General features: G+C 45.9%; 23 protein-coding genes. 2 read left to right on the top strand and 21 right to left on the bottom strand.

All coding sequences use genetic code 11. The annotated features are described in order from the left end of the window. Positions 1–152: 152 nt before the first annotated feature. The 7 genes from glmS to FY534_RS01720 all read right to left on the bottom strand — a co-directional run bounded on the left by glmS (position 153) and on the right by FY534_RS01720 (position 8,167). Positions 153–1,982, bottom strand: coding sequence for a glutamine--fructose-6-phosphate transaminase (isomerizing) (gene glmS / locus FY534_RS01750; RefSeq protein ID WP_203115501.1), 1,830 nt, complete (start codon positions 1,980–1,982; stop codon positions 153–155). A gap of 316 nt (positions 1,983–2,298) precedes the next feature. After that, positions 2,299–3,639: a phosphoglucosamine mutase gene (glmM, locus tag FY534_RS01745; RefSeq protein WP_072875165.1), complete on the bottom strand. Its 1,341-nt coding sequence runs from the start codon at positions 3,637–3,639 to the stop codon at positions 2,299–2,301. 57 nt (positions 3,640–3,696) lie between these two features. Continuing rightward, positions 3,697–4,902 (bottom strand): CdaR family protein, encoded by a 1,206-nt coding sequence (locus tag FY534_RS01740; RefSeq protein WP_203114988.1) that lies wholly within the window; start codon positions 4,900–4,902, stop codon positions 3,697–3,699. Between the two features lie 12 nt (positions 4,903–4,914). Beyond that, on the bottom strand, positions 4,915–5,733 hold the full coding sequence (gene cdaA, locus FY534_RS01735; protein WP_203114987.1) for a diadenylate cyclase CdaA: 819 nt from the start codon (positions 5,731–5,733) through the stop codon (positions 4,915–4,917). Between the two features lie 20 nt (positions 5,734–5,753). After that, positions 5,754–6,524: an SGNH/GDSL hydrolase family protein gene (locus tag FY534_RS01730; protein ID WP_203114986.1), complete on the bottom strand. Its 771-nt coding sequence runs from the start codon at positions 6,522–6,524 to the stop codon at positions 5,754–5,756. 52 nt (positions 6,525–6,576) lie between these two features. Further along, on the bottom strand, positions 6,577–7,473 hold the full coding sequence (rocF, locus tag FY534_RS01725) for an arginase (RefSeq protein ID WP_203114985.1): 897 nt from the start codon (positions 7,471–7,473) through the stop codon (positions 6,577–6,579). A gap of 19 nt (positions 7,474–7,492) precedes the next feature. Continuing rightward, positions 7,493–8,167, bottom strand: coding sequence for a stage II sporulation protein M (locus FY534_RS01720; protein ID WP_203114984.1), 675 nt, complete (start codon positions 8,165–8,167; stop codon positions 7,493–7,495). A 208-nt stretch (positions 8,168–8,375) separates the two neighbouring features. Here FY534_RS01720 and pdaB point away from each other — a divergent pair, with 208 nt between their 5' ends. Together pdaB and gerD are read left to right on the top strand one after the other, a co-directional pair. After that, on the top strand, positions 8,376–9,074 hold the full coding sequence (gene pdaB / locus FY534_RS01715; RefSeq protein ID WP_203115500.1) for a polysaccharide deacetylase family sporulation protein PdaB: 699 nt from the start codon (positions 8,376–8,378) through the stop codon (positions 9,072–9,074). 135 nt (positions 9,075–9,209) lie between these two features. Further along, entirely contained in the window at positions 9,210–9,899 is a 690-nt protein-coding gene (gerD, locus tag FY534_RS01710) for a spore germination lipoprotein GerD (protein WP_203114983.1), read from the top strand. Positions 9,900–10,030: 131 nt separating this feature from the next. On the opposite strand, the gene FY534_RS01705 is transcribed toward gerD, so the two are convergent. The 14 genes from FY534_RS01705 to FY534_RS01640 form a co-directional block, all read right to left on the bottom strand. After that, the gene (locus tag FY534_RS01705; protein WP_072875157.1) at positions 10,031–11,119 is read right to left on the bottom strand and encodes an Mrp/NBP35 family ATP-binding protein; all 1,089 of its coding nucleotides are present in this window, start codon (positions 11,117–11,119) and stop codon (positions 10,031–10,033) included. Positions 11,120–11,228: 109 nt separating this feature from the next. After that, complete coding sequence (locus FY534_RS01700) at positions 11,229–11,651, bottom strand: hypothetical protein (protein WP_203114982.1); 423 nt, start codon at positions 11,649–11,651, stop codon at positions 11,229–11,231. Then, positions 11,644–12,381, bottom strand: a complete 738-nt coding sequence (locus FY534_RS01695) for an N-acetylmuramoyl-L-alanine amidase (RefSeq protein ID WP_238413610.1) — start codon at positions 12,379–12,381, stop codon at positions 11,644–11,646. Before FY534_RS01695 ends, FY534_RS01700 begins: the two co-directional genes overlap by 8 nt. A 138-nt stretch (positions 12,382–12,519) precedes the next feature. After that, positions 12,520–12,912 (bottom strand): 30S ribosomal protein S9, encoded by a 393-nt coding sequence (gene rpsI, locus FY534_RS01690; RefSeq protein WP_203114980.1) that lies wholly within the window; start codon positions 12,910–12,912, stop codon positions 12,520–12,522. 17 nt (positions 12,913–12,929) lie between these two features. Beyond that, positions 12,930–13,367 (bottom strand): 50S ribosomal protein L13, encoded by a 438-nt coding sequence (gene rplM, locus FY534_RS01685; RefSeq protein ID WP_072874867.1) that lies wholly within the window; start codon positions 13,365–13,367, stop codon positions 12,930–12,932. An 81-nt stretch (positions 13,368–13,448) separates the two neighbouring features. Then, positions 13,449–14,222, bottom strand: coding sequence for a tRNA pseudouridine(38-40) synthase TruA (gene truA, locus FY534_RS01680; RefSeq protein ID WP_203114979.1), 774 nt, complete (start codon positions 14,220–14,222; stop codon positions 13,449–13,451). A 130-nt stretch (positions 14,223–14,352) separates the two neighbouring features. Next, positions 14,353–14,718, bottom strand: coding sequence for a 50S ribosomal protein L17 (rplQ, locus tag FY534_RS01675; RefSeq protein WP_203114978.1), 366 nt, complete (start codon positions 14,716–14,718; stop codon positions 14,353–14,355). 107 nt (positions 14,719–14,825) lie between these two features. After that, positions 14,826–15,764: a DNA-directed RNA polymerase subunit alpha gene (locus FY534_RS01670; protein WP_072874870.1), complete on the bottom strand. Its 939-nt coding sequence runs from the start codon at positions 15,762–15,764 to the stop codon at positions 14,826–14,828. A 49-nt stretch (positions 15,765–15,813) separates the two neighbouring features. Then, positions 15,814–16,440 carry a 30S ribosomal protein S4 gene (gene rpsD / locus FY534_RS01665; protein ID WP_072874871.1) on the bottom strand — a complete coding sequence of 209 codons (627 nt, stop codon included), beginning with the start codon at positions 16,438–16,440 and terminating at the stop codon, positions 15,814–15,816. Positions 16,441–16,537: 97 nt separating this feature from the next. Continuing rightward, the gene (rpsK, locus tag FY534_RS01660) at positions 16,538–16,951 is read right to left on the bottom strand and encodes a 30S ribosomal protein S11 (RefSeq protein WP_072874872.1); all 414 of its coding nucleotides are present in this window, start codon (positions 16,949–16,951) and stop codon (positions 16,538–16,540) included. Between the two features lie 15 nt (positions 16,952–16,966). Further along, the gene (gene rpsM / locus FY534_RS01655; RefSeq protein ID WP_072874873.1) at positions 16,967–17,335 is read right to left on the bottom strand and encodes a 30S ribosomal protein S13; all 369 of its coding nucleotides are present in this window, start codon (positions 17,333–17,335) and stop codon (positions 16,967–16,969) included. 131 nt (positions 17,336–17,466) lie between these two features. Then, positions 17,467–17,580, bottom strand: a complete 114-nt coding sequence (gene rpmJ / locus FY534_RS01650) for a 50S ribosomal protein L36 (RefSeq protein ID WP_021296640.1) — start codon at positions 17,578–17,580, stop codon at positions 17,467–17,469. 107 nt (positions 17,581–17,687) lie between these two features. Further along, positions 17,688–17,906, bottom strand: a complete 219-nt coding sequence (infA, locus tag FY534_RS01645) for a translation initiation factor IF-1 (RefSeq protein ID WP_021296639.1) — start codon at positions 17,904–17,906, stop codon at positions 17,688–17,690. Next, positions 17,899–18,207: a KOW domain-containing RNA-binding protein gene (locus FY534_RS01640; RefSeq protein ID WP_083574327.1), complete on the bottom strand. Its 309-nt coding sequence runs from the start codon at positions 18,205–18,207 to the stop codon at positions 17,899–17,901. Before FY534_RS01640 ends, infA begins: the two co-directional genes overlap by 8 nt. Positions 18,208–18,213: the final 6 nt, after the last annotated feature.

Raw genomic sequence — 18,213 nt, 5'->3', positions numbered from 1 at the left:
GCGAAACCTTCCTTCACTGAAGATCAGTATCGTCAGACTTCATCCAAATCAAACCAGTCATGATACCTGTGTTTTGTCACAGGATACTATTGTTTTGTCACAGGATACATTTGTTTTGTAATTCCACAACAAACCCTTTTCTACATCCCAACTTACTCAACTGTAACTGATTTTGCCAAATTGCGCGGTTTATCGACGTCATTACCACGCGCAACAGCAGCATAGTAAGCCAACAATTGCAATGGAATTACCGTCAACACTGGGGAGAGTTCGGCACACTGTTGAGGCAGATAAATCACTTCGTCTACCGAATGTGCCAAATCTTCATTCCCTACCCAAGTAATACCAAGCACAAAAGCTCCTCGCGCTTTCACTTCCTTAATATTACTGAGCGTTTTCTCATATAAGTGAGGTTGGGTTGCAATGGCTATGACCGGCACTCCATCGGTGATGAGAGCCAAAGTACCATGCTTCAATTCGCCAGCCGCATAGGCTTCCGCATGGATATATGAAATCTCCTTCAATTTCAAAGAGCCTTCCAAGGCAACCGAGAAATCCAGGCCCCTACCAATAAAGAATGTATCTTCCGCATGGACCCAATCAGCAGCAAATTTCTCCAATTGCGGCGCTGTATCCAGAACCTGCTCAGCCAACTGGGGAAGATTGGCCAGTTGCGTTACCCAATCATGCGCATCATCGCTGCTCATCAACCCTTTGACTTGTGCAAAGTAAATCGACAGCAAACAGAGCGCAATCAGTTGCGTCGTGTACGCTTTTGTAGACGCAACCGCAATTTCAGGACCAGCCCAAGTAATCAGAACATCGTCCGCTTCCCGAGCAACTGAACTGCCAACCACATTAGTAATCGCTAATACTCGCAAACCTTTCTTTTTGCAATCCCGCAGCGCCGCCAACGTATCGGCAGTCTCCCCAGATTGCGAGATGACAATCACGAGCGTATTGGACGTGTGTAGTACATCTCGATACCGATATTCACTAGCAATATCTACTTCTACCGGAATACGCGTCATCTTTTCCAACATGGACTTTCCTACCAAGCCAGCGTGCCATGATGTGCCGCAAGCTACAATATGGATACGGTCGATCTCGTTGATTTCTTGAGTCGACAGCTTCAATTCAGGAAGTTTCACCTGTCCTGCCGTCTCATCGAGGCGTCCCGTCAAAGTATCACGAATTGCCTTTGGCTGTTCGTGAATTTCCTTCATCATAAAATGATCGTAACCGCCGCGTTCTGCCGATACAGCATCCCAGGTTACTTTATAAACCTCTTTTTCAACCGGATCGCCATCCAGAGTGAAACATTCCACGCCATCCCGTCGAATCATCGCCATCTCTCCATCATCAAGAACGTAGATATCGCGAGTATATTCAAGGACAGCCGGAATATCGGAGGCAACAAAATTCTCTCCGTCACCAAGACCCACAATCAATGGACTGGATTTACGCATAGCAATAAACTCGTCCGGATGATCTTTGCATATCACTACAAGCGAATAGGCTCCGCGAATGCGTTGCCCCACAGCTACCATGGTCTTGAGCAAATCGCCATTGTACATCTCTTCAATGAGATGAGCTACCACTTCTGTATCCGTCTCGGAACTGAATTGATGGCCTGCCGCCAGCAATTCTTCTCGTAAAGGCAAATAATTTTCGACAATCCCATTGTGCACAATAGCAAACCTGCCACTGCAATCCTGGTGGGGATGAGAATTTTCATCCGATGGTTTGCCATGCGTTGCCCAGCGGGTATGGCCAATAGCCAAATGTCCATTCAAGGTGTTGCTGGCTAACTTGTCTTCCAAATTGCTCAGCCTGCCAACGGATTTTAAAACTTTCACGCGCTGATCTTCAAGAATGGCTATGCCAGCCGAATCGTAACCCCGGTATTCCAATTTGCGCAAACCGTTGACAACAACATCCAATACTGGCTTGGCTCCAATGTAACCTACAATTCCGCACATAAGCTTCGATTGTTCCTCCTCGTTAGCTTGCTCGTCCTTGTGCTCGCAGTCACCTGCCAGTTTTCGGACTTCACTTGCGGCGCAGCTTAGCACCGGGAGGCATCCGCCGAAACTTTCGCCAACCTCCACCGCGTCAACTGTCCTCTTAGAAGAGGCAGCCCAGGCGCTTCCATCTTCGTCGTGTCAAAGATTCACGGCGATAGACCAGACTATGAGTACTTCAACATTTTTGACTCTCACATCACCCCCTTTAAAAGATATAGACATACGATAACCGTTCCTGGCAAAGCCACTCTTGTTAGACAGACAAATGTCTTTACAGGCCGATCTCGCTACGAATGACACCCGCGATTCTCTGAACACAATTTTCTAGTTCCCGTTCATCTGGCCCCTCCGCCATGACACGCACAATCGGTTCTGTTCCCGATTCACGAACCAACAGACGCCCGTCTTCTCCAAGCCTCTCTTCTTCCACTTTCATCACTTGCTGAATAGCCGCGTTGGTCCTCCACGCCGTTTTATCCGTCACGCGAATGTTTTCTAAAAGTTGCGGGTATCGCTGCATAACTTTACGCAGTTCGGCCAACGTCTGACCGCTTTCTACCATCACGTCAACCAATTGTAAAGCTGTCAGCATACCGTCTCCTGTTGTTGTGTGATTAAGAAAGATAATGTGCCCTGATTGCTCACCACCGAGTACAGCTTGACACTCGCGCATACGTTCCATCACATAGCGATCGCCAACAGCTGTACGTTCTACATGTATACCCGATTCTTTCATCGCTTTTAAAAAGCCAAGATTGCTCATAACCGTTGCCACAATCGTATCGTCGCGCAATTCACCGCGTTTTTTCATTGCCAATCCACAAATCGCCAGGATATAGTCACCATCTACAAGTTGTCCCGTATGGTCAACAGCGATTAGACGGTCAGCGTCACCATCAAAAGTTAATCCCAAATCGGCACGCTCCTGAAGAACCATACGCTGTACAACATGCGGATGAGTCGAGCCGCATCCGACATTAATATTGACACCATCAGGTTGACTGTGAATGACCGTTAAGCGCGCACCTAAACGTTCAAAAAGTGCAGGGGCAAGAAAGGAAGCTGCACCATTGGCACAGTCCATGACAATGTGCAGACCTTTAAAACGATGGCGTACCGTTTCGGAGAGAAAATCCAAATATCGCCCCGTGGCTGGTTCATCGTAAAGCCGCCCCACCTGAGCCCCTACAGGACGCGGTAGATCATCTTGCCCCTGTTCCATTAAGCGCTCGATTTCCAACTCAATATGGTCGAGAAGTTTAAAACCGTCACCGCCAAAAAATTTAATTCCATTATCTTCAACAGGATTGTGCGAAGCCGAAATCATCACACCCGCATCGGCTCGCAGATGGCGTGTTAAGTAGGCCACACCTGGGGTTGGAATCACACCCAGACGCAATACATCGACGCCCATCGACAATATACCGCTGATTAACGCAGCTTCCAGCATATCTCCAGAAATCCGCGTATCTTTACCAACGACAAAGCGCGAGCCCGGACGTCTGGATGTCAGTGTATAGGCTGCCGCTCTCCCTAATTGAAATACGAGTTCCGGTGTCAACTCCCGATTGGCCACACCTCTTACACCATCTGTGCCAAACCATTTCCCCATCCATAGACCGCCCCTTTCAAAGACTCAATCATTTTGCCACAAGAACAAGCCAGTGATCTACCCTTCTCTCACGTTGATAGTAACGTCTGTTTGCGAGAGACTCGCCACAGTCACATATCGAGGCACACTGACCTGTATAGGCACTTGTTGCACGCCAGGATGGAGATTTTGCGCATTGATAAATACGCCAATATCAGATGACTGTAAATTTTGCAATAGAGAAACAGGTCCATAAAGCTGTAAGGAAACCGCTGGATTACCAGTGAATATAATTTGTTCATTCGTCGCCGCGTTTTCAATCGTGATCGGCAAATTTTGAAAACTCTTAGTGGATGCCGGTTCAATCTGCACGCTGACCTCGACTTGTTGAGGCTGGATAGACTGCACTCCGCTGGGGATTGGAATGTCTACTTTACTCGAAGTGTTACTATCCAACTGATTGACATTTACAGGTACTGGCAAGGACGAAATAGGTTTGTTCGATCCGTTGGGCCATGTGTAAACATTGACTTCTGAAGGCTGTAGGGTAATGCCAGCCACAGCATAGCCTGCTGCAGGAGTTCCATCAATCGCTGGCTGAAGAGTAACATGTTCTTGTAGACCCGCTAGCGCCAAAGAAACTTTTGCGCTGTCTGGTTCTACGACAACCCCCTGCACAGCCTGTCCTTCCTGATTCACAGCCACCAAGGGAACCGTATTTGTCCATAAGCCATCCGTATGGTTGGTAACGTTTACCCTGGCTACTACACCAGCAACTTGCTGTAAGTCCCGTGCTTTACCGCTAACGGTTGCCTCTTTCGGAGCAACAGAGATTTTAGCGATTTTGGCTTGGTTATTTGCCAAACTCACTTGTATAGGAAACGTGGCTGTCATTTTATTGGCTAAGTTAACAGCTACTGAAGTCGGATCGACACTGTAAGACTGAACATTGGGCATTCCTTGCAATTGAACATGCAAAACATGTTGACCTGGTGAAAGTCCAATAGCGTTGACCGTTGCTTCGACACCCTGCATTTCGGAGGAGAGCTGAACAGCGTTTATTGCACTCACAGTCACCGTTAACTTGACTGTGCTAGGCTTCACTGAAGTCACCAACATACTCTTGTTCAATTCCACATGGATAGGTCTTTCAAAGGTCTCTACAACACTGGCCGCACCTGTTGGTGTTGCAGGAGCATGCACAATCACCCAGAGAATGCAGGCCATAATAAAAGCCAGCACCTTCAGGACATTGTTGTTTTGGAGAAATTTGTCCATATTCATTCTCCATACCTCCTACGAACCCTTGCGAACCCGAAGTAAAGACGGAATTTTTCGTTTCTGTCGGGCAATTAATAAATCCCTCAGTAACTGGCGAAGCGTATTTTCACTCAGAAAACGAACCAAATTACCGTCCACCCCAACAGAGATACCGCCAGTTTCTTCTGAAACCACAACAGAAACAGCGTCCGATTGTTCCGTTATTCCAATGGCTGCTCGATGTCGAGTCCCTAACTGCTTGTCCAATTCACGATTCTCTGTGAGTGGCAAAAAGCATCCTGCCGCAATGATTTGCTCTCCACGCACAATCACCGCCCCATCATGCAAAGGCGTATTAGGCACAAAGAGATTTAATAATAACGCATGAGAAATCTGTGCATTCATCCATGTGCCTGTCTCCACATATTCACCGAGACCTGTTTTACGTTCCAAAACAATCAACGCTCCCGTCCTTGTTTTGGAAAGTTGGCTGGCGGCTAAAGCAATTTCATCAATCGCTCTGGCCATCCCTTCGGAAGCTTGATGATTGGACAGGGAGAAAAAACCACCGCGGCCCAGTTGATCAAGAGTACGTCGCAGTTCTGGCTGAAAGACAACCGGAATAGCAAAAAAGCCTACCGTAATAATTTTATTTAACAGCCAGCTGAGCGCTTGTAAATGCAAGGCACTGGAGAGCGCTGTAGCAATGAGAATGACGAGTATACCTTTTAACAACTGAACCGCACGCGTGCCACGTACAATCAAGAGGAGTCGATAGAGTACAAAAGTTACAATGGCAATATCCAGGACATTTAGCAAGCTGAAATTGCGCAACACGGTCAACCATGCGCCCATGAGAAATCTTCACCTGCCCATCATCTTGCCAGTTTTTTGCCCGATCCCGCTTTTTTCCTCTGTGTTTTCTCTATCCGGATATTCAATGAATGCGTTGACTTTTGAGTTGACAACACCCGCCGTCCTTGCTTCTTTTGTCGTTTGGAAGCGGAAAGCGAACGCGATGGGCTGATTGCTTTTAACCAAGTCTCAGCAATCCAGCGATGTCCGTCATCGTTAGGATGAATAGGATTCCCCCGCAAGCGCACATCTTGCAACACACCTCTTCGATAGCCTTCAATGGCCAGCGATTCACGACCATGCAATGAACGATACATATCGACCAACTTGACACCTTCTTGCCTTGCAACGCCAGCGATAGCATCATTGAGTAAGTGAATGGCTTCTTCCGCCAAATGCGAATTGGGAAACGGATTATACAAATTTGCAACATAGATTTGCATTTTGGGTCGACGTATATGTTGAATCATACTGGATAAGTTAGCCCGCAGCCGCTCAGCAACACGCCGCAACGGAGCAAAATCTCCAGAAAGCACAAATGGCATCGCACGTATGGCGTCGTTCCCGCCAATCCAAAGCGTTACATAGCGCGTTTCATCCCAAATCACTTCAGGCGTGCGAAGAATGGATTTTAACAGTTGTTTCGAAGTCCATCCTGGACGTGCCAAAATAAACAAATTCGGTTGAATGGGCGAAAAACCTTTTCGATGAATCAAGGACACAAAATTATGATTAGGATTTGTCGCCGAATACCCATAGGTAATTGAATCCCCAAGCGCTGCATAGAGCAATGGAGTCTCCGCCTTCCTGGTGGAAGGCGGTATGCGAACAGAATGGACACCGTTACATCACCGTCTTACCGAACAAAGATTCTACCAACTCGACAGCCATATTCCCCGTTTGGTTGTGAATGTCCAGAATAGGATTAACTTCAACGACATCCACCGAACGAATCTTCCCAGAAGCAGCTAGAATTTCCATGGCAAGATGTCCTTCCCGATAAGTGACACCCCCATTTACCGGTGTACCTACTCCTGGGGCGAATGTTGGGTCGAGCGAATCCAAATCGAGTGAGAGATGAATTCCTTCCGTTTGGTTGGAAGCAATGCGAATGGCTTCTTCCATTACCGCTGCCATACCCATACGATCAATCTCTGCCATCGTATAAGCGCGAATGCCAGTTTGGCGAATCAGTTTGGCCTCATCCTCATCAATGGAGCGAATCCCCACCAGGACCACATTTTCTGGTTTAACCTTGGGAGCGAAACCACCAAGATGTATTAATTCAGGATGACCAAGACCAAGATTGACGGCGAGTGGCATTCCATGAATATTTCCAGAAGGTGTTGTTTCTGGAGTATTCATGTCTCCGTGCGCGTCAAACCAAATGACCCCAAAAGGGCGTCGACTGGCAGCAATTCCAGCCAAACTGCCAATGGAAATACTGTGATCGCCACCTAAAATAATCGGAATGGCGTCCTCCTCCATAACACGGCTGACTTCACGATATAAATTTTCGCATACCGCCTTCACTTCATCAAAGTATTTCAGCTTCTCATCCTTTACGGTATGCATCTCAGGTGTAGGCACCACAATATTTCCTAAATCTTCCACATCATGACCAAGACGCGCCAGTTTTTCCGACAAACCTGCATAACGTATAGCGCTTGGCCCCATATCGACACCTCTTCGCCCTTGTCCGAAGTCGGATGGTGCTCCAATAATTCTTAATTTAGCCATTTTATACTTCCCCTCCTGTTTACCCATGTGAGACATGTAGCGAGCCTATGCCAACTTGAATTAAATGGGGGGTTACGGTCGACTCAATGACCGCTGCAATGAGCAACAACCCTACCATGAAAGGAAAAGCTCGCAAATTATAGCGTATCACTATCTTCCAAACGCTCTCTTTACGAATTTCTGGGGACACTGGATGGTTGACAACCGAATCATTTCGGAATGCGTTTAAAAGCGAAGTTAACAACGTCCACCCATTGAGCAACCCAACTGCTGACGCCCAAAATACAGCAGTCAATTCAAAAATCCCATGTGGAGCCAAACCATAGAGAATCAATTTCCCTGCAGGTATGCCCAATTGAGCATCTGCATGCAAGAGATAACCAATGACCATACCGTTTAACCACATGTTCCAAGCAGGAAAAAGTCCGAAAACAACACCTAAAAGCATAGTCATAGCAATACTAAATGTATTGTGCAAAAAAATATACAGAAAAAAACGAAACCAACTATGCCCTTCTAATGATTGTACAGATTGCTTCATCTGATGCAAAACGGGCTGAGCCAAATGACTCGCCAAACTAGGTTGATAAAATCCGAACAACGCTCCAAGCAGCAAAAATAAAAGTGAAGCTAAAAAAAGTGTACGAATCCCCTGAGGTCGCTGCCCTATTGCCGCTAAACCCTTTTCTCTCACGCAGATTTCCTCCTTCATACAATTTCAATTCAGCGAATTTCTTAACACTGCATAGCAGGCAAGAAAGAGGCGCACACTTCGCGTTAGGCAGATTTCCGAAACTGGAAGTCGATTGCTGAAAATCCATAAAGAATAGCCCGTAGAGAACTTTGTATAAGGAGTGAAACGAGTGTTTAAAAAATCATTTCGCCTTTTGGCAAGTATAGGTATGGCTGTACTTTTGTCTGCTGGACTGATTGGCGCCAAGCCGCAAACGGTCATGGCTGCCAGCAAACCGCCAAATGCCATTTATAAAGTGGATACCGACAAGAAAGTGGTTGCGCTGACGTTTGATATTTCTTGGGGAAACAAAGTCCCCGAACCGGTTCTTGACATTTTACAAAAAGAAGGTGTCAAAAAAGCAACCTTTTTCTTAAGTGGTCCTTGGACCTTACGTCATCCGAAAATCGCCAAGAGAATCCAAACTATGGGATTTGAAATTGGTAATCACGGCAACTTACACAAAGACTTTTCTAATTATCCTAACAGTTGGATACGTGAACAAGTTGCACTCTCTGAAAAAGCAATCCAACAAGTCACAGGGGTAAAAACCAAACTTATTCGTACACCAAATGGAGATTTTAATCCCAGAGTATTGAAAACTTTACATGATATGGGCTATACCGTAATTCAATGGAATACAGATTCATTGGATTGGAAAAACCCAGGTGAACAAGCCATTGTTAAACGCGTAGTTTCTCGCGCTGTGCCCGGAGACATCATTCTGATGCACGCCAGCGACTCATCCAAACAGATTACAGTAGCTTTACCGCAAATTATTCATCAATTACGAGCCAAAGGTTATCAATTTGTAACCGTTTCTGAATTGCTCAGCAATGCAAAAGTTTCCACCAAGGTTCAATCTTAAAAATTGCAGGGTCCATCAAAATGGCGGCGCTTGCCTATCACATCTTACCTTAACCTGTGAAGTCCTGCCAAACCGCATAATGTCTTGGTCTCCTAGACATACTGAGGACAACAAGCAAGAGAACGGGGGATGCCTGTGAGCAAGCGTGCAACAGCCATAGCTCTGATGATGGCTACCGCAGTCGTAGCCGGTTGTGGCGCAGGCGCCATGGGTGCTGACAATTCGTCTTCTGCCTCGGCAGCTAGCGGCGGACAAGACTATGGCGCTACCAAACAAATGGTTCTTGATATTCTACATTCTCCCGAGGGCAAATCTGCTCTTTACGATATACTAAAAGACCCAACTTTCAAGCAACAATTGGCTGTCTCCAATGCTGACGTCAGTAAAGCATTAACAGCTAGCTTGCAATCAGAAAAATTTCAGCATCTACTCTCTGAACAGATGAAAGATCCAACTTTTGCATCCGATTTAGCCAAGGCCTCTCAACCTGAAATGTTGTCTACCATGAAACAACTTTTACGCGATCCTGATGCGCAAAAAGATTTGTTAGTACTGCTTAAATCAAAAAGTTTTAGCACCTTTTTGGAAGAGCAATTTCAATCTCCAGAAGGCCGCAAGGATATTATGAATGTCATGATGCAAGCCATGGACAACCCAACGTTTCGCATGAAGTTCCAAGATGCCCTGAAAAAAGCTGTCTCAGACAGTATGAAGAACCCAGGTGGCAGTGGGAATTCATCACAGCAACAATCGAGTGGTGGCTCTGCTGAAGGTGAAAGTGGTTCCGGTGGTGAAGAAGGCAATCAAGAATCGGGCAGCAGCTAAATTTGTATAGACATAAACGTCAGAGAGCTGATTTAATCCTCTCCATTGAAGAGAGGTTGGTCAGCTCTCTAAGTCTTTATACAAATGTTGCAGATGAAATCAAACTAAGTCCTGACAATCCTTGTAGAGTATTAGATTTGAACCTGTTCTTGTTCCTGCAAATGAAGACGACGCGCTACTCTTTCTGCCAAGAGCGCATATTCCTGGCCCTGAGATGAATTTTTGCCGAAAAACGCTTTTTGTCCGGATTGCAAAATAGCCATAGGAATTTGGGCAATCACTTCCGTTTGAAGAGCTGCCGCAACCTTGGCTCCGCCGCCTTCGCCAAAAATTGGATAGCGTTCACCACAACCAGGGCATTCAAAATATGCCATATTCTCTACTACGCCAACAATTTCATGATGGGTACGAACACCCATAATCCCTGCGCGTACGGCTACTTCAGCCGCTTCCAACTGCGGTGTAGTTACAATAATTTCCTTGCATTGCGGCAGTAATGTATGCACATCAAGAGCCATATCTCCTGTTCCAGGCGGCAAATCAAGCAATACAATGTCTAATTTTCCCCAATGAACTTGTGAGAAAAAAGTACGCAACATTTTGCCCAGCATGGGTCCACGCCAGACAACCGGGCTGTTATCTGGAACAAAATAGTGCATGGAAATTAATTTGATACCTTCTACCTCTACTGGCAGAATCATTTCATCAATGACAGTTGGTTTTTTATCGACGGCGTTAAAAATGGCTGGCAGACTAAACCCATAAATGTCTGCATCTACTACACCTACTCGATATCCCATTTCCGCAAGAGCACGTGCCAAATTAGCGGTAACTGATGATTTACCTACACCGCCTTTGCCTGATGCAATCGCCAGAAAGACAACCCCAGAGTTTTCAGACAACAGCTCAGAGAGTGGTTGTCCAGTATTCTGTTGTGGACCGCGAACTTTCTCTGCAAACCGTTTTCTCTCTTCATCCGTCATATGACCTATTTTTACGTCTACCGTTTTAATTCCCGGAACTTCCCCCAATGCGCGTCGAACGTCCTCCTCAATGACAGTGTGTAAGGGACAACCGCGAATGGTCAATACGATTTCTAGTGAAACATGCGAACCGCGAATATCAATATTTCGTACCATATCCAAATCCACGATGCTGCGATGAACCTCTGGATCTTCTACTTTGCGGAGCGCATCGAGCACCTGATCTTGATTTACCAAATCAATTCCCTCCCAAAACTGACGAATCAAACAATTCAAAGAGAAAAGGCCATAGACCCTATACTACTTTTATATAACTTCGCTTTTGTTAGTTTAGCACAGATATCGCTCAAGAGACATTCACATTTTCATATTGTTCTAGACCATTCTCCATCCACATAATCGTAAATATTTGACTGTTTTTCATATGAGAAAGTACAGGAGCCGAGAAGTAAACAGCTTTTCCTGGTTGAAAATCAAATGGAGCTAAATTTTGAGGAGCAAACGTGATTTTAGAACCTGGAAGGGCAGAAATAGATATGGGCTGACTGAGAATCGGCAATTGGTCTCCGTTCCATGACTCTATGACCAAATGAAGGAGTATTTCCGCAGATTCATTTTTTAAAACATATACCGGTTGCCCAAACCATGCATGGGAGGTGCGTGTGATTTCCAGTTTGGGCAAATTTGTAGAATTTGTTCGCACCACTCGTTCACTAGCATGAATCACCCGATGCCAAGCGAAGACGGCAAAACTTATAATGCTACCCATGCAGAGTAGAAAAACTAACAGTCGAACGTTGGGATGGCGTCGATTCTGAATTAAAATAGCGCATCAATCCTTCATAAAGCGAGTAAGCAATGATTTTCTGATAGCGTGGCTGTTTCAGCAAACGCAATTCTTCTGGATGGGTGATAAATCCAACCTCAACCAGAACAGCTGGACCATCTAGTCTTTTTAAAAGATATAAGCTTTGATTCGCTTTTATATCCCTTTGAGTTGGCAAAAGGTGTTCGCGAATGGCATTCATCATAATTTCAGCCAACTCCTTACTTTTTTCATCACCTTGTTTATAAAGCACATGAGCTCCTCTCCAAACTGGAGAAGGATCCGCATTACAATGAATAGAAACAAACGCGTCATAGTGAACACTCTTGGCACGTAACAAACGTCCCCTTAAATCTCCACGATGCCGGTGTTTATTCGCTCTATCTTCTTGAGTCGCCAAATCCATATCTTGATTACGCGTCATGACAACGGAAATACCGATTTGTTGCAAATCATCACGCAAATACTCGGCTATTTTCAAATTGATATCTTTCTCCATATCTCCCTGCTGAGAACGCGCACCGCTGTCTACGCCTCCATGTCCCGCATCAATTACTATACATTTACGCACCAGATCAGCTTGTACTGTCGTTGCTGCCTGTACACAAGGAGGAGCTAAAAACAATGGAACCCACATTCCGAAAAAACAGCATGCTAACTTTTTAAACTGCATGGATCGCACTCACTTTCTTTATAAGCATCTTTGCTTTTGTAGAGTGACCCATTTTTCTTCTCAACATGCCATAAAACTTTTTTAACGACAAAAAAGAGAGCCTCTGGCTCTCTTTTGTTGGAATGATTATGTTTACGATTAGCGCTTTGAAAATTGAGGAGCACGGCGTGCAGCCTTCAAACCGTACTTCTTACGTTCCTTCATACGTGCGTCACGAGTTAACATACCCGCTTTTTTGAGAACAGGACGCAATTCTGGATCTACTCTCAAGAGAGCACGAGCGATACCATGACGAATAGCACCAGCCTGACCTGAAATGCCTCCACCATAAACGTTAGCAATCACGTTATAGCGTCCAAGCGTATCTGTGAGCATCAGGGGTTGCTTAACAATCAGCTTTAAGGTTTCTAGTCCAAAATAATCGTCCATTTCCCGATTATTAATACGAATCACACCATCACCAGGCATCAACCGAACGCGAGCGACGGAGTGCTTACGACGTCCGGTTCCCCAATATTGTAATTGAGCCACCTATAGTCCCCTCCTTATCACTTCGTCAGTTGATATGGTTCCGGTTTCTGAGCGGCATGCGGATGCTCCGGACCCACGTAAAGACGCAATTTAGTCAGTTGCTGTCTTCCCAGCGATGTATGTGGCAACATACCACGAACTGCAAAATACAGAACTCGCTCAGGATGTTTCTTTAACAAATCGACCGCACGCACTTCCTTGAGTCCACCAGGATAGCCGGAGTGGCGGCGATATAATTTCTTTTGTAACTTACGACCTGTGAATACTACTTTTTCAACATTTGTTACTACAACAAAGTCACCAGTATCCACATGCGGGGTAAACTCAGGTTTATGTTTGCCGCGCAATAGTTTTGCTATTTCTGTGGCCAAGCGGCCTACCCGCCAGCCGGTTGCATCTATTAACAACCATTTACGTTCCACAGCGTTCGGTTTCGCCATGTACGTCGTTCGCATATGAGTCCCTCCCGAAAACGGTTCATGCTAATCAACCACTTTAACGGGGCTTAAAGTGGGCAGAATGCACTAATTCTCAGTTTACTCAAAACCTTGCTTAACTGCAAGCCATAAATTCGATTCTTCATAATAAACCTGCCAAAGCGCCAAACCAGACGGCGGTGCAGTCCATCCAGCAGTCCTTCTGTCACATGCTTGAATAGACTTTATAACTTGTTGTTCTGTAAATTTACCTTGCCCAACCATAAGAAGAGTCCCCGCAATGATACGAACCATATTTTGTAGAAATCCATTTCCAGTTACAAAGAGTGACACGTATGATCCAGATTCCTTCACACTGATATCAAAAATCGTTCGTATCTTATCTTCTACAGGAGTAGAAGCCGCACAAAAACTGGTAAAATCGTGCGTACCTACCAAATGGCAAGCCGCCTCACGCATTTTTTGCAAATCCAAACGACCTGGTGAATGACAGGTAAAACGATGGGTAAAAATATCTGCAACTGCAGCAGTTTGAAAGGTATATCGATAGGTTTTGCCTACAGCAGAAAATCTTGAGTGAAACTGATCTGTAGTTTCTTCTGCTTGAATGGCAATCAGATCGGGCGGTAAAATGCGCCGCAATACGTACGGATATTTTTCAACTGGTGGACCATGCTCCTGATCCCAATGAACGACTTGTTGACGAGCATGAACACCTGCATCAGTTCTCCCGGAACCGTGAATAAGTACTGGTGATGCAGTCACCCTGGATAAACAGGCTTCCAACTCACCCTGTACAGTACGCAAGTTATTCTGTCGTGCAAATCCATGAAAATTCGTTCCATCATAGGCAATCAGTAGTTTCACTCGCATACAGTCACACCTAAAAAATCATTGTCCCCAAGCGGGGACAAGTATCATCTCAAGAAAAAAGTCTTGTCCGAAACAAATAGGCAACAGTTAACCAACTGACTGATTCATCCTATCTGTCCCGGACAACATTTTATCGAACTAATTCCAGCAAAACCATTGGCGCAGCGTCGCCACGTCTTGGGCCAATTTTTGTTATGCGCGTATAGCCACCATCGCGATCAGCAAAGCGTGGAGCCAATTCAGAAAACAACTTTTGAATAGCGTCCTGATCTGCTGTCTCATTCAGAAATTCTCGACGAACATAAGCCGCAACCTGGCGGCGTGCATGCAAGTCGCCACGTTTTGCCAGCGTAATTAATTTTTCAGCAATCGATCGTAACTCTTTGGCTTTTGCTTCAGTTGTTTGAATCCGCTCATACAAGAACAAATCGGTGACCAGAGAACGAAAGAGCGCTTTACGAGCCGAAGACGTTCTCCCTAATTTACGGTATGGCACCTTAAACCCTCCTTCACTCAGCGAGTTTAATGAAAACAAGTACTTCACATCTTATATTGTCGATCTCGTCTAATGAATTTGTTAAAACATTATCTACCTGCAATCGATCAATCTTCTTGACGCAAATGCAAGCCAAGAGCTTCTAGCTTTTCTATAACTTCTTCTAATGACTTGCGACCCAAATTACGTACTTTCATCATCTCATCTTCTGAACGCGCACAAAGTTCCGCTACCGTATTGATACCAGCTCGTTTGAGGCAATTATAAGAACGCACCGATAAATCAAGCTCTTCAATGGGCATATCCATGACTCGCTCATTTGTGCTCTCTTCTTTTTCAACTGCAAGCTCGTGACCGCGCCCCGAATCAGACAAACCTGTGAACAGAGAAAGATGCTCAACCAAAATGCGAGAAGCAATTGAAACAGCTTCATCCGGTTGCACTGACCCGTCCGTCCACACTTCCAGCGTTAGCTTGTCATAGTCTGTGATTTGTCCAACCCGTGTATTTTCAACGGTAAAGTTCACCCGAGTGATGGGAGAGTACAAAGAGTCAATAGGGATGACTCCTATCTCTTGCTCATCCATCTTATTGCGATTGGCTGGATGGTAACCACGTCCCCGTCCTGCACGTAATTCAGCATAAATTCTTCCACCTTCAGTTAAAGTGGCAATGTGCATTTCAGGATCGATGATATCCACGTCCGAATCTGCTCGAATGTCTCCTGCTGTCACAGGGCCCGGTTCATTCGCGTCGATGACTAATAATTTTTCCTCGTCGGAGTGAATCTTTAACGAGAGGCGCTTCAGATTCAGAATGATTTCGGTCGTATCCTCAACCACACCAGGCACTGTGGAGAATTCATGCAAAACTCCCTCTATTTTCACCGAGCGCACCGCCGCGCCCGGGATAGAGGAGAGCAGAATGCGACGCAGTGAATTCCCCAGTGTCGTTCCATAACCCCGCTCAAGCGGCTCTACGACAAACTTGCCATACGTCGGGCTGTGTTCGACCGTCTGAATGCTGGGCTTCTCCATTTCGATCATCCGATACCCTCCTCTTCGACGCTGCAGATTGACCGTCCAATCAACTTAATTATCTCGAGTAATGTTCAACGATCATCTGTTCAGCAACCGGTGTGTCAATTTCATCACGCACAGGCTTACGCAAAACTTTTGCTTGCGCCTTCTCGGCGTCAAATTCCAACCACTGTGGAATGGTTTTGCTGGCTGCAGCTTCAAGCAGTTCCTTAATACGGGTAAGACCCGCACTCTTTTCTGCAACAGCGACAACATCTCCAGGACGAAGCAAATAGGATGGGATGTCTACGCGCCGACCATTTACCAAAATATGTCCATGTCGAACAATTTGGCGAGCTTCAGCACGAGAAGCCCCCAACCCAATGCGATGGACAACATTGTCTAGGCGGCTCTCTAAGATGGCGAGCAAATTCTCACCTGTGACGCCACTATGACGTGCTGCTTCTTCAAAATAGCGTTCAAACTGCTTTTCCATAACACCATAAAAACGTCTTGCCTTTTGCTTTTCACGCAATTGCATACCATACTCTGACGACTTTTTACGTCCCTGACCGTGTTGTCCAGGCGGAAACGGGCGCTTGTCGACACCGCATTTCTCGCTGTAACACCGCTCACCTTTCAAGTAGAGCTTAATACCCTCACGGCGGCAAAGACGACAAACTGGACCGGTGTATCTTGCCATTCTAGTCTTGACACCTCCATAATTGCTTATACAAATTCATGCATAATTTTTTAATAACTGTCTATCATAATACGTTCTTCGTAAGACTTGTTCTAAATTACACGCGACGACGTTTGGGTGGACGGCAACCATTATGCGGAATTGGCGTAACGTCGCGAATACCACTTACCTCTAAACCAGCAGCTTGAAGCGAACGAATGGCAGCTTCACGACCAGCGCCAGGGCCTTTTACAGAAACTTCCACTTGTTTCATGCCATGTTCCATTGCTGTGCGCGCAGCTGCCTCAGCCGCCATCTGGGCAGCAAAAGGTGTGCTTTTGCGCGATCCCTTAAATCCAACATTGCCAGCACTCGACCAAGAAATTACATTACCTGCAAGATCGGTGATGGATACAATTGTGTTATTGAATGTGGAGCGGACGTGCGCGACACCCACCTCGACATTTTTTCTGTCACGGCGCCGGGTGCGCGGCGCCGGCCCGCCTTTACGTTGTTGCTTGACCTTCGCCATTTGTCACACTCCTCCTTACTTCTTCTTACCTGCAACGGTACGACGTGGACCTTTGCGCGTACGTGCATTTGTCTTTGTACGCTGACCGCGCACAGGCAATCCGCGGCGATGACGATAGCCGCGATAACATCCAATTTCAACTAAACGTTTGATGTTTAGAGCGATTTCGCGACGAAGATCGCCTTCAACTTTAATGTTCTTGTCAATATAATCACGCAGTTGTACGACTTCGTCCTCCGTCAAATCTTTCACTCGACGGTTAGGATCAATGCCGGTAGCCTGCAAAATTTTGTTTGAGGTTGTCCGGCCAATACCATAAATATAAGTCAGGCCAATTTCAACGCGCTTATCGCGCGGCAAGTCAACACCTGCAATACGGGCCATGCCAATCGTCCACCTCCAAGATTCAATGAGAAATTCTATATTGAAAACATGGAAACAGCCCCGTAATCGGGCAGCCGCGCTGCTATCCATGAATCAAGCAGAGCTAAGGTTGATACAAAATTGAAGCTAAATCAACCCTGACGCTGTTTGTGTTTCGGGTTTTCACAAATCACCATGACGTTGCCCTTGCGGCGGATGACCTTGCATTTTTCGCAAATCGGTTTCACCGACGGACGCACCTTCATGGAATTCCCCTCCTCGTTTCGCGAGTTCTATCATCAGTTTCTATGAAACTGTGTCATAACTCACTCGCCAAATGATAACGTAAAATCACTTTACAAGCCAGACTTCATTATTTGTAACGATAGGTAATTCTACCACGACTTAAATCATATGGCGATAATTCAACAGTAACGCGATCGCCAGGCAGAATTTTAATATAATGCATGCGTATTTTACCAGAGACATGGGCAAGTATCTTGTGACCATTCTCTAACTCAACACGAAACATTGCATTGGGTAGGGGCTCGATAACCTTGCCTTCTACTTCAATCACATCATCCTTAGCCATGGACTTCATTCTCCTCCTGTCCTGCTTCTGAATAGCGGCGTAAATCATATCGCAACATGGCGTTGGAGACCTGCTTCCCTTCTTGAAGCGTTTGCCTGGTTCTCTCTGCGTACGATCCAAGAGTACGAATATGCAGGATGTTTTTGCGTTTAGGTTTTTCAACCTTGCGCAAATCCCCATCAGCGACCCACACAAAACGATCACCGTCATGGCCAATCACAACGGCAAGTTTTTTACTGTCTCGACCGCGCAAAAGCTCTACGATGCTGGCGAGTTCTGGCAAATCACGAGTATGACCCACGCGATG

This window comes from Alicyclobacillus sp. TC (assembly GCF_016804365.1).
Lineage (GTDB): Bacteria > Bacillota > Bacilli > Alicyclobacillales > Alicyclobacillaceae > Alicyclobacillus_I > Alicyclobacillus_I tolerans.
The sequence above is the reverse complement of the archived record's forward strand: the minus strand, read 5'-3'. Positions and strand labels throughout refer to the sequence as shown.

Excerpts from the sequence above, each read along its gene's own strand:
- glmS (WP_203115501.1), bottom strand. The coding sequence starts at position 1,982 with ATGTGCGGAATTGTAGGTTACATTGGAGCCAAGCCAGTATTGGATGTT.
- glmM (WP_072875165.1), bottom strand. The coding sequence starts at position 3,639 with ATGGGGAAATGGTTTGGCACAGATGGTGTAAGAGGTGTGGCCAATCGG.
- FY534_RS01740 (WP_203114988.1), bottom strand. The coding sequence starts at position 4,902 with ATGAATATGGACAAATTTCTCCAAAACAACAATGTCCTGAAGGTGCTG.
- cdaA (WP_203114987.1), bottom strand. The coding sequence starts at position 5,733 with ATGGGCGCATGGTTGACCGTGTTGCGCAATTTCAGCTTGCTAAATGTC.
- rocF (WP_203114985.1), bottom strand. The coding sequence starts at position 7,473 with ATGGCTAAATTAAGAATTATTGGAGCACCATCCGACTTCGGACAAGGG.
- pdaB (WP_203115500.1), top strand. The coding sequence starts at position 8,376 with ATGGCTGTACTTTTGTCTGCTGGACTGATTGGCGCCAAGCCGCAAACG.
- FY534_RS01700 (WP_203114982.1), bottom strand. The coding sequence starts at position 11,651 with ATGGGTAGCATTATAAGTTTTGCCGTCTTCGCTTGGCATCGGGTGATT.
- FY534_RS01695 (WP_238413610.1), bottom strand. The coding sequence starts at position 12,381 with ATGCAGTTTAAAAAGTTAGCATGCTGTTTTTTCGGAATGTGGGTTCCA.
- rplM (WP_072874867.1), bottom strand. The coding sequence starts at position 13,367 with ATGCGAACGACGTACATGGCGAAACCGAACGCTGTGGAACGTAAATGG.
- truA (WP_203114979.1), bottom strand. The coding sequence starts at position 14,222 with ATGCGAGTGAAACTACTGATTGCCTATGATGGAACGAATTTTCATGGA.
- FY534_RS01670 (WP_072874870.1), bottom strand. The coding sequence starts at position 15,764 with ATGATCGAAATGGAGAAGCCCAGCATTCAGACGGTCGAACACAGCCCG.
- rpsD (WP_072874871.1), bottom strand. The coding sequence starts at position 16,440 with ATGGCAAGATACACCGGTCCAGTTTGTCGTCTTTGCCGCCGTGAGGGT.
- rpsK (WP_072874872.1), bottom strand. The coding sequence starts at position 16,951 with ATGGCGAAGGTCAAGCAACAACGTAAAGGCGGGCCGGCGCCGCGCACC.
- rpsM (WP_072874873.1), bottom strand. The coding sequence starts at position 17,335 with ATGGCCCGTATTGCAGGTGTTGACTTGCCGCGCGATAAGCGCGTTGAA.
- rpmJ (WP_021296640.1), bottom strand. The coding sequence starts at position 17,580 with ATGAAGGTGCGTCCGTCGGTGAAACCGATTTGCGAAAAATGCAAGGTC.
- infA (WP_021296639.1), bottom strand. The coding sequence starts at position 17,906 with ATGGCTAAGGATGATGTGATTGAAGTAGAAGGCAAGGTTATCGAGCCC.